This is a genomic window from Pseudomonas sp. GD04019 (genome assembly GCF_029837695.1).
Taxonomy (GTDB): Bacteria; Pseudomonadota; Gammaproteobacteria; order Pseudomonadales; family Pseudomonadaceae; genus Aquipseudomonas.
In genome coordinates this window covers 273,943-288,375 of sequence record NZ_JAOEEA010000006.1, presented here as the reverse complement: position 1 = coordinate 288,375, position 14,433 = coordinate 273,943, and the positions used below count along the sequence as shown (strand labels likewise).

At 66.5% G+C, this 14,433-nt stretch carries 13 protein-coding genes; all 13 read left to right on the top strand.

What is annotated here, in order from left to right:
* Positions 1-49 precede the first annotated feature (49 nt).
* Entirely contained in the window at positions 50-1,612 is a 1,563-nt protein-coding gene (gene tssA / locus N7607_RS12130; RefSeq protein WP_279865754.1) for a type VI secretion system protein TssA, read from the top strand.
* Positions 1,613-1,650: 38 nt separating this feature from the next.
* Positions 1,651-2,157, top strand: a complete 507-nt coding sequence (tssB, locus tag N7607_RS12125; protein WP_279865755.1) for a type VI secretion system contractile sheath small subunit — start codon at positions 1,651-1,653, stop codon at positions 2,155-2,157.
* 23 nt (positions 2,158-2,180) lie between these two features.
* A complete protein-coding gene (gene tssC / locus N7607_RS12120; protein ID WP_279865757.1) occupies positions 2,181-3,656 on the top strand; it encodes a type VI secretion system contractile sheath large subunit in 1,476 nt (491 codons plus the stop codon).
* A 264-nt stretch (positions 3,657-3,920) separates the two neighbouring features.
* The gene (tssE, locus tag N7607_RS12115; protein WP_279865932.1) at positions 3,921-4,328 is read left to right on the top strand and encodes a type VI secretion system baseplate subunit TssE; all 408 of its coding nucleotides are present in this window, start codon (positions 3,921-3,923) and stop codon (positions 4,326-4,328) included.
* 24 nt (positions 4,329-4,352) lie between these two features.
* On the top strand, positions 4,353-4,859 hold the full coding sequence (locus tag N7607_RS12110) for a PAAR domain-containing protein (RefSeq protein WP_279865758.1): 507 nt from the start codon (positions 4,353-4,355) through the stop codon (positions 4,857-4,859).
* 5 nt (positions 4,860-4,864) lie between these two features.
* Positions 4,865-5,770 (top strand): thioesterase domain-containing protein, encoded by a 906-nt coding sequence (locus N7607_RS12105; protein ID WP_279865759.1) that lies wholly within the window; start codon positions 4,865-4,867, stop codon positions 5,768-5,770.
* A gap of 2 nt (positions 5,771-5,772) precedes the next feature.
* The gene (locus N7607_RS12100) at positions 5,773-6,090 is read left to right on the top strand and encodes a hypothetical protein (RefSeq protein WP_279865760.1); all 318 of its coding nucleotides are present in this window, start codon (positions 5,773-5,775) and stop codon (positions 6,088-6,090) included.
* A gap of 21 nt (positions 6,091-6,111) precedes the next feature.
* On the top strand, positions 6,112-7,902 hold the full coding sequence (gene tssF / locus N7607_RS12095; protein WP_279865761.1) for a type VI secretion system baseplate subunit TssF: 1,791 nt from the start codon (positions 6,112-6,114) through the stop codon (positions 7,900-7,902).
* Complete coding sequence (gene tssG / locus N7607_RS12090) at positions 7,866-8,873, top strand: type VI secretion system baseplate subunit TssG (RefSeq protein ID WP_279865762.1); 1,008 nt, start codon at positions 7,866-7,868, stop codon at positions 8,871-8,873. Before tssF ends, tssG begins: the two co-directional genes overlap by 37 nt.
* Positions 8,874-8,885: 12 nt before the next feature.
* The gene (tssH, locus tag N7607_RS12085) at positions 8,886-11,462 is read left to right on the top strand and encodes a type VI secretion system ATPase TssH (RefSeq protein WP_279865764.1); all 2,577 of its coding nucleotides are present in this window, start codon (positions 8,886-8,888) and stop codon (positions 11,460-11,462) included.
* 34 nt (positions 11,463-11,496) lie between these two features.
* Positions 11,497-13,002, top strand: a complete 1,506-nt coding sequence (locus N7607_RS12080; protein ID WP_279865935.1) for a sigma 54-interacting transcriptional regulator — start codon at positions 11,497-11,499, stop codon at positions 13,000-13,002.
* 46 nt (positions 13,003-13,048) lie between these two features.
* A complete protein-coding gene (locus N7607_RS12075; protein ID WP_279865765.1) occupies positions 13,049-13,186 on the top strand; it encodes a type VI secretion protein in 138 nt (45 codons plus the stop codon).
* An 18-nt stretch (positions 13,187-13,204) separates the two neighbouring features.
* Positions 13,205-14,431 carry a type VI secretion system-associated FHA domain protein TagH gene (gene tagH, locus N7607_RS12070; protein WP_279865766.1) on the top strand — a complete coding sequence of 409 codons (1,227 nt, stop codon included), beginning with the start codon at positions 13,205-13,207 and terminating at the stop codon, positions 14,429-14,431.
* The last annotated feature ends 2 nt before the right edge of the window (positions 14,432-14,433 follow it).

Here is a 14,433-nt window from a genome sequence, read left to right as displayed (position 1 = left end):
ATATGGGAAGTTTTTCCAAGTTGCTGGACGTATATATAGAGTCAATGGAATGACTGCACTTTCACCTCTGGCCGAGCATTATCTGCAACTGGCGAAAACACCCATTAACGATGGGAATTTCGCCGGTGAAGACATGCGTTATTCCGGCGAATTCGAAGCCCTGGAAGGCGAGCTGGAAAAGGCCGCCGCCATGCACCAGACCGAGGCCATTGACTGGCACAAGGTGCGAGACCAGAGCGAGGCGCTGCTACGCCACCATTCCAAGGATCTGCGCGTAGCCTGCTGGCTGGTCTGGAGCCTGCACCAGCGCGAAGGCCTGAATGGCCTGCAGGCCGGCCTGGGCCTGCTGCTCGAGCTCTGCCAGCAGCACTGGAGCACCCTGCATCCACTCAAGGATCGCACCCGTGCCGCCGCCCTTACCTGGCTCACCCCGCGTCTGGAAAAAGTCTTGGGCGAAGACATCCCCGTCGCCAGCCAGCTGCCGCTGTTCCGCAATCTGGCCGAGCTGCTGCGCGGCCTGGAAACCTGTCTGGCCGCACATCTGGGCGAACAGGCACCGCTGCTCTTGCCACTGTGCCGCCGCCTGGACGAGCAAATCGCCCGCGCCACCCAGGGCCAGGCCGAACCCGGCGTGGTCGGCGCCGCCCTGGCCCAGGTCAAGCAGGCCGCCGCCCAGGTGATCAATCCCACCGCACCGCTGGACAACGAGCGCGACGCGCACAAGTCGCTGCGCGCCCTGCAGGACGGTGCCCGGCCGCTGTGCGCCTGGTGGCTGAAGCAGAAGGCCAGCGACCTCCGCGCCCTGCGCCTGGCGCGCACCCTGCTGTGGCTGCCGATAGATGGCCTGCCGCAGAGCAATGCCGAACAGATCACCACCCTGCGCGGCCTGCCGGCCGACAAGCTGGCCAGCTTCGCCGAGCGCTTCGCCGCCGGCCAGTACGCCGACCTGCTGGTGGAAGTGGAGGCCAGCATCGCCCGCGCGCCGTTCTGGCTGGATGGCCAGCGCCTGGCCTGGGAATGCCTGCAGCAGCTGAACGCCGAGGCCGCCATGTGCGAGGTGGAGATGCAGCTGGCGCTGTTCCTGCAGCGCGTACCGGGCCTGGACGAGCTGCGCTTCCATGACGGCGTACCTTTCGCCGATGCCGAGACCCGCGCCTGGATCGGCGCCAGCGTCATGCCGCACCTGCAGCCGCCGAGCGCCGAGCCGGCCGTTCAGGTCGGCGCCAGCGGCGAACTGCCGGCCTGGGAAATCGCCCTGCAGGCCGCCCTGCCGCGCCTGCGCAAGGACGGCCTGAAGCCCGCCGTGCAGCAGCTCAAGCAGGGCATGACCCAGGCCCAGGGCGGCCGCGCGCGATTCTTCTGGCATCTGAGCCTGGCGCGCCTGTGCAGCGCAGCGAAGAAACACGAACTGGCCAAGACCCAACTCGAATCTCTCGACCAGACGCTGCAGGCCTCCGGCCTCGGCGAGTGGGAACCCGATCTCGCCCTGGAAGTGCTGCGTCTGCTGCACAACTGCTACGAGCTGCTGCCGCAGAACCATGCGATCCGCGAGCGCAAGGAAGAGATCCACCGCAGGCTGTGCCACCTCGATCTCGAAGTGGTGCTGGATTGAGGCCGCAAGGCCTCCGCTTAACGTAAAGGAGAACAACCATGGCCAAAGAAGGCTCGGTAGCACCCAAGGAACGCATCAACGTCACCTTCAAACCGGCGACCGGTGGTGCTCAGGAAGAGATCGAACTGCCCCTCAAGTTGATGGTGCTGGGTGATTTCACCCAGCGCGCCGACGAGCGCAAGATCGAGGACCGCAAACCGATCAGCATCGACAAGAACAACTTCGACGAAGTGCTGGGCAAGCAGGAGCTGAGCCTGACCTTCAACGTGCCCAACCGTCTGCAGGACGAAGAGAGCGCCGACGAGTTGCCGGTGCAGCTGCGCATCAACTCGATGAAGGACTTCAACCCGGCCGCCGTGGTCGACCAGGTCCCCGAGCTGAAGAAGCTGATGGAGCTGCGCGACGCCCTGGTCGCCCTGAAAGGTCCGCTGGGCAACGCGCCGGCCTTCCGCAAGGCCATCGAAAGCGTCCTCTCCGACGACGACTCCCGTGATCGCGTACTGGGTGAACTGGGCCTCGCCGCCCAAGCCCAGCAAGACGCCTGAATTCTCGACAAGGAAGCCCGAGCATGAGCACCAGTGCAGTAGTGGAAAGCACCCGGAATGTCGCCGAAGCCGGCATTCTCGACCGCATCATCGCGGAAACCCGCCTGACTCCGGACGACGAAGCCTATGACATCGCCAAGCGTGGCGTGTCCGCCTTCATCGAAGAGCTGCTGAAGCCGCACAACCAGAACGAGCCGGTGAAGAAGGCCATGGTCGACCGCATGATCGCGGAGATCGACGCCAAGCTCAGCCGGCAGATGGACGAGATCCTTCATCACGCCGACTTCCAGGCCCTGGAATCGTCCTGGCGCGGCCTCAAGCTGCTGGTCGATCGCACCAACTTCCGCGAGAACACCAAGCTGGAAATCCTCAACGCCTCCAAGCAGGACCTGCTGGACGACTTCGAGGACAGCCCGGAAATCACCCAGTCCGGCCTGTACAAGCACATCTACACCGCCGAATACGGCCAGTTCGGCGGCCAGCCGGTCGGCGCCATCGTCGCCAACTACTTCTTCGACCCCAGCTCGCCGGACATCAAGTGCATGCAGCACGTGGCCTCCGTCGCCTGCATGTCGCACGCCCCCTTCATCGCCGCCGCCGGCCCGAAATTCTTCGGCCTGGAGAGCTTCACCGGCCTGCCCAACCTGAAGGATCTCAAGGATCACTTCGAGGGCCCGCAGTTCGCCAAGTGGCAGAGCTTCCGCGAACGTGAAGACGCGCGTTACGTCGGCCTGACCCTGCCGCGCTTCCTGCTGCGCAACCCCTACGATCCGGAAGAGAACCCGGTGAAGACCTTCGTCTACAAGGAGAACGTCGCCGGCAACCACGAGCACTACCTGTGGGGCAACACCGCCTACACCTTCGCCTCCAAGCTGACCGACAGCTTCGCCAAGTTCCGCTGGTGCCCGAACATCATCGGCCCGCAAAGCGGTGGCGCGGTGGAAGACCTGCCGCTGCACCACTTCGAGAGCATGGGCGAGATCGAGACCAAGATCCCCACCGAGGTGCTGGTCTCCGACCGTCGCGAATATGAACTCGCGGAAGAAGGCTTTATCGCCCTGACCATGCGCAAGGGCAGCGACAACGCCGCGTTCTTCTCCGCCAACTCCACCCAGAAGCCGAAATTCTTCGGCATCAGCGAGGAAGGCAAGACCGCCGAGCTGAACTACAAGCTCGGCACCCAACTGCCCTACCTGTTCATCGTCAACCGCCTGGCCCACTACCTGAAGGTGCTGCAGCGCGAACAGATCGGCGCGTGGAAAGAGCGCACCGATCTGGAACTGGAACTGAACAAGTGGATCCGCCAGTTCGTCGCCGACCAGGAGAACCCCAGCTCGGAAGTCCGCAGCCGCCGTCCGCTGCGCGCCGCGCAAGTGATCGTCAGCGACGTGGAAGGCGAGCCGGGCTGGTACCGCGTCAGCCTCAACGTGCGCCCGCACTTCAAGTACATGGGTGCCGATTTCACCCTGTCCTTGGTCGGCAAGCTGGACAAGGAGTGAGGTTCTGCCCATGAACAAAACACACCGGCGCTGCCGCCCGAAAGCGCACCAGACAAGGCGCGAGTCCCGCAGTTTGGCGATTCCAGCTAAGGGACGAGCAACACCGGCTGGCGCGCTTTCGGGCGCAGCCCTCCGGGGCGCGTGCGTTTTCGCGCATTGCGGTGTCATGCCGAACTTGTGGGCAGGCAGCCCACTGCGTCCGGCCTTCCTTGCACTGCGCGAAAACGCCCAGCGCCGCCACCGTATTTTGTTCGTGGGCAGAACCTGATGACCTACGGCAGCCTGTTCGAGCGCCTCGGCGGTGACACCGTCGGCCGCGCCCGCCTCGACCACGAGGTGAGCGTGATGGCCTCGGTGGCTGCCCATCTGGCCAAGATGCTCAGCACCCGGGCGGGCAGCGTGCAGACGCTGCCCGACTACGGGTTGCCCGATCTCAACGACATGCGCCTGTCGCTGCACGATGCATTGCAGCAGGCGCGCATGGCGATCGAACGCTTTATCGAACAATACGAGCCGCGCCTGAAACAGGTGCGGGTCATTTCCCTGCCGCGCGAGCACGACCCCCTCAGCCTCAACTTCGCCATCGAAGGGCTGCTGCAGGTCGACGGCATCAAGCGCCAGGTCAGTTTCGCCGCGCAGCTGGATGGCAGCGGGCAAGTGAAGGTCAGGTAAGGGCCTGTTCAAAGGAGAGCATGGATGTCCGGTAAACCCGCCGCCCGCCTGGGCGACCCCACCGCCTGCCCGGTTCCCGGCCACGGCACCAACCCCATCGCCGCCGGCTCGCCCAATGTGCTGTTCGACGGCCTGCCGGCTGCACGCATGGGCGATGCCTCGGCCTGCGGCGGCGCGCTGTCGGGCAATGTGATCCCGACCGTGCTGATCAACGGCAAACCGGCGACCACCATTGGCAGCGTCGGCAGCCACGGCAATGTGGTGGTGGCGGGGTCGGGGACGGTGTTGATTGGGGCCAGTGGAGGTGGGGCTGCATTTGTTGCTCCCGCGCCTGTAAAGATGCCCGGATTCGATGAGCAGTTCGTCCTCACGGATGAGCAGGGCGAACCCATAGCCAATCAACCCTACATGCTAGTTCGAGAAAACGGTGCCCAAGAGTCGGGGACTACAGATGCCCAGGGAAGAACACATCGGATAGCACCTCACACCAAGGCCGAAAAGATCGACATCTACCTGGCTACGGAAGGCTGATAACCATGGCACAGGAAATGATCAGCCACCCATCTGGCACATACAAGAAGATTGCCTCGCGGCAAAGCACCTCTACATCGGACACCAATCCCAAGGCGCTGATTGTCGAGCGCGGACTGACAGTCTTTCTCGGCGGAGCCGGGATGGTTGGCTCCTACAACGACGATATGGTTGCCGCGCTCAAGGAAGTCGGGATAGCAACCCCCGCGTACGGGAACTACTCGTCCCTTATCACCGGGCTGGACAGCTACGTCCCCTCCTTGGTCGATATGTTGGGCGATGCCTCTGCAGTCGCCCTCTATAACCAAGACGAAACCGATCCGGTGGTTTTCGAGTATGGCGAGCTACAAAAATGCCGCTATGGCCATGAATACATTGAAAAGAAATACCTATTCGGACTGATCAAAGTTCGCCAGTACGACAAGGTCGAGTGCACTCCCACCAGCGACCTGCTCGCCGTCAAACTCGGACGAGACCTTAAAGCCATAAAGAGCACTGACTTTTCCCTAGTCAACATTGGTATCAGCAAGCCCCTACCCTCAGCAGGACAGTTCAACATCATTGGCTATTCATGGGGCGCGGTGATCGCTGCACGTACCGCGATCTTCCATGCCCGCCAAGGGATCACCGTGAACCATCTGGTGCTGATCGGAGCCCCCATCAATGCCAGTCTAAAAGCCGCGGTCAATAACCATCCCAAAATTCTCAATACCCACATTATTGATCTGGTGAGCCAGGGGGATCCCATATTTGCGGGCATGAGCGATCAACAGATCGTTGACGCCGCACTCAAGCTGGCCAACCAGATGCCTACCGCCGAAGGCCACTTCTATTACTCGGGAGATAACCCCGTAGGCCGAGAAAGGCGACGCCAACTGGCCAAATCCCTACACACCAAGGGGCTGCGCTGAACATGCTGCGCTATCCGGCTCTCGCACTGTCCCTACTGATGCTCGCCATCACATTCAACGAGCCAGGCAGCTACTGGCCGGTTGATCTGGAACTGCTCGGCTACTCGCTGCGCGGCAATGCTTTTGGTTGGCTGTTCTCCGCCTGTCTGGTCGCATTCATTCCCCTCCTTGGGATCAGCAGCGTCATGTTAGTTCGCTACGGATCGCAGGTTCTCAAGACTCGCAATGCCGTGGCTCTCTGGTCGTTCCTGCTGTTCGCGCTGATTCCGCTCTGTGCCCTGATCCGTTTCAACGGCTGGGTATTCAGCGAGATTTTCTAAGATCAAGGAGCAGGCCCACTAATGTCCTTCAACCACCACTACCAGAGCGAACTCACCGCCCTGCGCCAACTGGGCAAGCGCTTCTCCGAGCGCAGCCCGGCGCTGGCGCCGTTCCTCGGCCAGGCCGGGCGTGATCCGGATGTCGAGCGCCTGCTGGAAGGCTTCGCCTTCCTCACCGGGCGTCTGCGGCAGAAGCTCGACGACGAGCTGCCGGAGCTGACCCATTCGCTGATGCACCTGCTGTGGCCGAACTACATGCGCCCGCTGCCGGCCTTCAGCATGCTGCAGTTCGACCCGCTCAAGCGTCCCGGTCCGGCGCTGCAGGTGCCGCGCCATACGCCGGTGGAAGCCAAGGCCGTCGAGGGCGTGACCTGCCGCTTCCGCACCGCCTACGCCACGGAAGTGCTGCCGCTGGCGCTGAGTGGCCTGGACTACTCGGTGAAGGGCGACGGTGCGCTGCTCAGCCTGCGCCTGGCGATGAGCGCCGACGGCCATCTGGGCGAGATCGGCCTGAGCACCCTGCGCCTGCATCTGGCCGGCGAGCGCTATATCGCCCAGCTGCTCTACCTCGGTCTGTTGCGCCACCTCGGCGGTCTGCAGCTGGTGCTGCTGGATGGCGAAGGCCAGCCGCTGACCAATGATCACGGCCTGCCGCTGCCGGCCATCGCTCTGCCGGCACAGCAGGTCGAGGCGGTCGGATTCAGCGAAGACCAGGCGCTGATCCCCTACCCGCACAACACCTTCCGCGGCTACCGCCACCTGCAGGAATACTTCGCCTTCCAGGACAAGTTCCTGTTCGTCGACCTCAAGGGTCTGGACGCGCTGCAGCGCCAGCCGCAGGAGGTGCTGGAGCGCGCCCGCGGTCTGGAGCTGCGCTTCGATATCCGCAAGACCGGCCTGCAGCGCATCCGCCCGACTCTGGACAACGTGCGCCTGTACTGCACGCCGGTGGTCAACTTGTTCGCCCACGACGCCATCCCGATCCGCCTGGACGGCAAGCAGGACCAGTACCTGCTGCTGCCGGCCGAGCTCGACCCGCAGCACTGCGGGGTGTTCTCGGTGGACCGGGTGACCGGCTGGAAACCCGGCGGCATGGGCTACGAGGAATACGTGCCGTTCGAGTCGTTCGAGCACGACACCAGCTTCGACCAGCCACGCGCCCGCCCGCACTACAGCGTGCGCCAGCAGTCGTCGCTGCTCGGCGACGGCATGGAGACCTGGCTGAGCTTCGCCCAGCGCGGCGGCGATGTGCAGGAAACCCTGTCGATCGAGCTGACCTGCACCAACCAGAGCCTGGCGCGCCAGCTCAAGCCGGGCGACATCTGCCTGCCCAGCGAGGACACCCCGGAGTTCCTCACCTTCCGCAATATCGGCACCGTCACTCCGAGTTATGCGCCGCCGCTGCACCGCGACTACCTGTGGAAGCTGATTTCCAACATGTCGCTGAACTACCTGTCGCTGGCCGACGTCGAGGCGCTCAAGGTCATCCTCGAGACCTACGACCTGCCGCGCCACTACGACCAGCACGCGCTCAAGGTCAGCCAGCGCATGCTCGGCGGCCTGAAGAAGATCGCCCACCAGCACGTCGACCGCCTGCACCGCGGGCTGCCGATTCGTGGCGTGCGCACCGAATTGACCATGGACCCGGACGGCTACCTGGGCGAAGGGGACCTGTTCCTGTTCGCCTCGGTGCTCAATGAATTCTTTGCCCTCTACGCCAGCCTCAACTCGTATCACGAGCTGCGCGTACAGAGCACACAGGGAGAGGTGTACCAATGGACGCCGCGCATGGGGCAACAGCCCCTGCTCTGAACCGGCTCAGCCGGGGCATCCGCGAGTACAGCCTGTTCCAGGGTGTGCTGCGGGCGCTGGACCATCTGCGCGCCGCCCATCCCGAGCTGGATGAGGAGGCGCTGTACGAGCGCCTGGAATTCCAGGCCAACCCCAGCCTGGGCTTCCCCGGCAGCGACACCGATCGCCTGGAGTTCTTCGAGGAACACGGCGAGCTGCGCGCGCGCCTGCGCCTCAACCTGGTCGGCCTGTTCGGCGCCGGCTCGCCACTGCCGGCCTTCTACAGCGAGCAGGCCCTGGGCGACGGTCCGGACGGCAACACCACCCGCGACTTCCTCGACCTGTTCAACGATCGCCTGCAGCGCCTGCTCCTGCCGATCTGGCGCAAGTACCGCTACTACGCGCACTACGACCAGGGCGCCCGCGACCTGTTCTCCGCGCGCCTGTTCGCCCTGATCGGCCTGGGCGGCGAACGCATCCGCGCCGCCGAGGACCTCAACTGGCGGCGCCTGCTGCCCTACCTCGGCCTGCTCAGCCTGCGCGCCCACTCGGCGGCGCTGGTCGAGTCGGTGCTGCGCTACTACTTCAAGCACGCCGACCTGCGCATCGAGCAGTGCGTCGAGCGCCGCGTCGAGATCATCGCCGAGCAGCGCAACCGCCTCGGCCTGGCCAACAGCCAGCTGGGCGAGAGCCTGGTGCTGGGCGATTCGGTACGCGACCGCGGCGGCAAGTTCCGCATCCATATCCGCCAGCTGAGTTGGGCACGCTTCCACGAATTCCTGCCGATCGGCAGCGGTTACCAGCCGCTCTGCGCGCTGGTGCGTTTCACCCTGCGCGACCCGCTCGACTACGACATCCGCCTGGCCCTGCGCCACGAGGAAATCCGCGAGCTGCGCATCGGCCAGGACAACCCCTGCCACCTGGGGTGGACCTCCTGGCTCGGCCATGAAAAGGCCGATGGTGTCGTCACCATCGGCAGCAAGACTCATTAAAGGACTGATGAAATGATCAACGTCGACCTCCAACAGCTGGTCCAGGCACTGGACGCCGAGACCCGCCGCGAGCTGGAAGCCGCCGCCGAACGCTGCCTGCAGCGCGGTGGCAGCAAGATCCTGGTCGAAGACCTGCTGCTCGGCCTGCTGGAACGCCGCGACGGCCTGCTGGCGCGCGCCCTGCAGGACGCCGAGGTGGACGCCGGCGAACTGGCCGCCACTCTGCAACCGCGCGGCGAGGCCAGCGAGTCACGCAACCCGGTGTTCTCCGCCGAGCTGGTGCAATGGCTGCAGGACGCCCTGCTGGTGGCCAACCTGGAACTGGGCCAGAGCCAGATCGAACAGGCCGCGCTGCTCCTCGCCCTGCTGCGCAACCCCATGCGCTACGCCGGCAGCCACTACCAGCCGCTGCTGGCGAAGATCGACGCCGAGCGCCTGCGCGACTTCGCCATCAGCCAACAGCCACAGACCGGCGCCGGCAAGCCGGCCGCGCCTGGCGAATCCAACCTGCAGCGCTTCACCCACAACTTCACCCAGCGCGCCCGCGACGGCAAGCTCGACCCGGTGCTGTGCCGCGACGGCGCCATCCGCCAGATGATCGACATCCTCGCCCGGCGGCGGAAGAACAACCCGATCGTGGTCGGCGAGGCCGGCGTGGGCAAGACCGCGGTGGTCGAAGGCCTGGCCCTGCGCATCGCCGCCGGCGAGGTGCCGCAGGCACTCAAGGGCGTCGAGCTGCTGGGCCTGGACATGGGCCTGCTGCAGGCCGGCGCCAGCGTCAAAGGCGAGTTCGAACGCCGTCTGCAGGGCGTGATCGACGAAGTCCAGGGCGCGGCCAAGCCGATCATCCTGTTTATCGACGAGGCGCATACCCTGATCGGCGCCGGTGCCCAGGCCGGTGGCTCGGACGCCGCCAACCTGCTCAAGCCGGCCCTGGCCCGTGGCGAGCTGCGCACCATCGCCGCCACCACCTGGAGCGAATACAAGAAGTACTTCGAGAAGGACCCGGCCCTGGCCCGGCGCTTCCAGCCGGTGCAGCTGCACGAACCGACCGTGCAGGAAGCGGTGACCATCCTGCGTGGCTTGGCCCCGGTGTACGAGCAGAGCCACGGCATTTATCTGCGCGACGACGCCGTGGTGGCCGCTGCCGAACTGTCCGCCCGCTACCTGGCCGGGCGCCAGCTGCCGGACAAGGCGGTGGACGTGCTGGATACCGCCTGCGCCCGCGTGCGCATCAGCCTGGCCGCCGCGCCGGAAGCGCTGGAACGCCTGCGCGGCGAGCTGGCCGAAGGCGAGCGCCAGTCCCTGGCCCTGCGCCGCGACCTGCAGGCCGGCCTGGCGGTGGACGAAGCTGCGCTGGCCGCCCTGGAACAGCGCCTGACCGAGGCCGAAGCCGAACTGCAGCAGATCGATACGCGCTGGAGCGAACAGCGCCAGCTGGCCGAGCGCCTGCTCGACCTGCGCCAGCAATGCACACAGGCCCGCGCCGAGAACAGCGATGAACTAGAAACGCTGGAAGATGAGCTGCGTGAGCTGCAGGCCGAGCTGGCTGCCGCGCAAACCGCCGAGCGCCTGGTCAGCTTCGAAGTCTGCCCACGCCTGGTGGCCGAGGTGATCAGCCACTGGACCGGCGTGCCGCTGGCCCAGCTGGCCCGCGAGCACAACGCCAAGGTGGCCAGCTTCGCCAGCGACCTGCGCGCCCGCGTGCGCGGCCAGGAGCAGGCGGTGCAGTTGCTCGACCGCGCCATGCGCGCCGCCGCCGCCGGGCTGAACAAGGACGACGCGCCAGCCGGCGTGTTCCTCCTGGTCGGCCCCAGCGGCGTGGGCAAGACCGAGACCGCCCTGGCCCTGGCCGACCTGCTGTATGGCGGCGAGCGCTTCCTCACCACCATCAACATGTCCGAGTTCCAGGAGAAGCACACCGTCTCCCGCCTGATCGGCGCGCCGCCCGGCTATGTCGGCTACGGCGAGGGCGGCATGCTCACCGAAGCGGTGCGGCAGAAGCCCTACTCGGTGATCCTCCTCGACGAGGTGGAGAAGGCCGACCCGGACGTGATGAACGTCTTCTACCAGATCTTCGACAAGGGCGTGGCCAACGACGGCGAAGGCCGCGAGATCAACTTCCGCAACTGCCTGATCCTGCTCACCTCCAACCTGGCCAGCGACAGGATCGAAGCGCTCTGCGCCGACGAACAGCGGCCGCCGGTGGAGCAGCTGGAAGAGGCGATCCGCCCGACCCTGAGCCGCCACTTCAAGCCGGCCCTGCTGGCGCGCATGCGCGTGGTGCCTTACTACCCGGTGGCCGGTGCGGTGCTGCGCGAGCTGATCCAGCTCAAGCTGGAACGCCTCGGCCAGCGCCTGGGCAAACGCCGCCTGGCGTTCAGCCACAGCCCGGCCCTGCTCGAACACCTGGCCGAGCGCTGCGCCAGCGGCGAGAGCGGCGCGCGGCTGATCGACCAGCTGCTGGAACAGAGCGTGCTGCCGCGCATCGCCGACCGCCTGCTGGATGCCATGGCCAGCGGCGCCGCCATCTCCCGTGTACACGCCACCCTGGACGGTGAAGGAGCGCTGGCCTGTGAATTTGCCTGAACGGGCGCTTGAGCGCATCCCCGAAGCGGCACCGCTGCTGGGGCAGATCGCCCAGCCGCTGGCCTATGCCGAACAGTTGCTGCAACAGTTCACCCGCCTGTCTCGTCTGGCCGGTGCCGAACGCCTGCCGGCGGCCCTGGCCGAGGCGGCGGCGCAGCTCAGCGGCTGCCGCCTGGCCCAGCTGTATCTGCTGGACAGCACCCACACCCGCCTGACCCTGGCCGCCGAGTGGCTGGACGGCCAGCAGGCCGAGCACGAAACCAGCCTGCCCAGCGACTACGACGGCGAGCAGCTGCTGCAGTACTGCCTGTGCCAGAACCGCCACCTGAGCCTGGCCAGCCTCGACCCCAGCCTGCACGAGACCAGCTTCCTGCCAGCCGCCGACAAGCCCTGGCGCAGCCTGCTGTGCCTGCCGCTGCAGGACGAGCAGGCGCGCGTCGCCGGCCTGCTGCTGGTGGCCAGCAGCGGCACCCGCGACCTCGACGGCTTCGCCGCCTCGCTGGCCAGCCTGGGTGCCTTCGCCCTGGCCCAGCACCAGCTGCTGCAACGCCTGCGTGCGCCCAAGGCGGCCGCGCCGGAAGCGGCCAGTCCGGCGCTGCCCAGCGACTACGGCCTGATCGGCAACAGCCCGGCCATGCGCCCGGTGTACCAGCTGATCGGCAAGGTGCTGCACAACCCCACCAGCGTGCTGCTGACCGGCGAGACCGGCACCGGCAAGGAGCTGGTCGCCCGCGCCATCCACGACTGTGGCTTCCGCCGCAGCCAGGCGTTCATCGTGCAGAACTGCGCCTCGCTGCCGGAGAACCTGCTGGAGAGCGAGCTGTTCGGCTATCGCAAGGGCGCCTTCACCGGCGCCGAACGCGACCGCAAAGGCCTGTTCGACGCAGCCGACGGCGGCACCCTGTTCCTCGACGAGATCGGCGACATGCCGCTGGCCCTGCAGGCCAAGCTGCTGCGCGTGCTGCAGGAAGGCGAAGTACGCCCGCTGGGTAGCACGCAGACGCACAAGGTCGACGTGCGCATCGTCGCCGCCACCCACCGCGACCTGCGCAGCCTGGTCGAGGAAGGCCGCTTCCGCGAAGACCTGTTCTATCGCCTGTCGCACTTCCCCATCGAGCTGCCGCCGCTGCGCGCCCGCGCCGAAGACATTCTGCAACTGGCCCGGCACTTCGCCGCCAAGGCCGCCGCCTTCCTGCAGCGCGACGCCTGCCGCTGGTCCGAGGCGGCGCTGGACCACCTGGCCGGCTACGCCTTCCCCGGCAACGTGCGCGAGCTGAAGGGTCTGGTGGAGCGCGCGGTGCTGCTGTGCGAAGGCGGCGAGCTGCTGCCCGAGCACTTCAACCTGCACCCGACCAGCCTCGCCGACGACAGCTGCATGAACCTGCGCGAGCGCATGGAAAAAGTCGAGCGCAACCTGCTGCTCGACTGCCTGCGCAAGAACCGCGGCAACCAGAGCCAGGCCGCCCGCGAACTGGGCCTGCCACGCCGCACCCTGCTGTACCGCATGGACCGGCTGAACATCAGCCCGGCGGATGTCTGAGACCGCCATGCATTCCCTATCCGTCACCGCCAGTGGAGAACCCGCGATGTCCCACCGCCTTCTGACCGCCACCCTGCTCGCCGCCCTGCTGGGCCTCGCCGGCTGCGGCGGCAACTACAAGTCCAGCGACGACGACTACCGCCCGCTGGGCGACCCGCACGCCGAACAGCCGCGCGAAGACTGAGCGCAAGGAGCCCCTACCATGGAACTGGTATTCGATATCGTCAGCGCCCAGCAGTACGCGCCGGGTCTGCTGACCAGCAAGAGCTTCAAGAAGGCCGGCGGCGTGATCGGCCGTGGCGAGGAATGCGACTGGGCCATCCCGGACAGCAAGCGCATCCTCTCCAACCGCCACGCCCAGGTCAGCTTCGCCGACGGGCACTTCTACCTGACCGACACCAGCAGCAACGGCGTGACCCTCAAGGACAACGGCGCGCGCCTGCCCCGCGGCGAGCCGCAGCGCATCGAGCACGGCTGCGTGTACTGCCTCGGCGAGCTGGAGATCCGCGCCCGCGTGCTGCAGGACCCGGCCCAGTTCGAGGAGCAGATCGGCCAGCGCCAGCACGCCGGCAGCATCATCCCCGATGACGCCTTCCTCGACCTCGACCCGATCGCCGCCCTCGAACAACGCCCACGTGGCTACAGCCAGCTGGACGAGTTCGCCGGCCTAGTGCAGGCACCCGAGGAAGAGCAGGCGCGCACCCAGTACGCGCGCATCGACATGGAAAGCCTGCTGGTGCCCGAGCTCGTCCGCGAACCGGAGCCGGCTCCGGTAGAGGCGCCGCGCCCGCAGGCCCGTCCGGCTCAGATGCCGGTGGCCGCCGAGCCGCTGGCGCAAGGCTTTTGGCAGCGCTTCGGCGACGCCCTCGGGGTGAAGCTCGACGACCTCGACGCCGAGGCCCGCGAGGCCCTGGCCCTGCAGGCCGCGCGCCTGCTCAAGCAGAGCGTTGCTGGCCTGCAGCAGAGCCTGCGCACCCGCAGCGAGCTGAAGAACGAACTGCGCCTGGCCCTGACCACCGTGCAGAGCGCCGGCAACAACCCGCTCAAGCAGGTCGGCGACGCCGGCGAAGCGCTGACCGCCATGCTGCGCGGCAGCAAGCCCGGCCAGCTGCCGGCCGAGCAGGCCATGGGCCGCGCCTACCGCGATCTGCAGGCGCACCAGGTGGCGCTGTTCGCCGCCAGCCGCACGGCGGTGCAGGGCCTGTTCGAGCAGTTCGCTCCCGAGCAGCTGACCCTGCGTTTCGAGCAGGACCGCAAGCCGCTGCTGGCCACTTCCGGTAGCCGCTGGCGCGCCTACCAGCGCCACTTCCGCGCGCTGGAGAAGGACGACGACTGGAGCCAGCGCCTGTTCGCCCGCGACTTCGCCAAGACCTACGAAGAGCAGGTCCGCCTGATCGCCACCCTCAACACCGATTACCAGCCTTCGTAAGA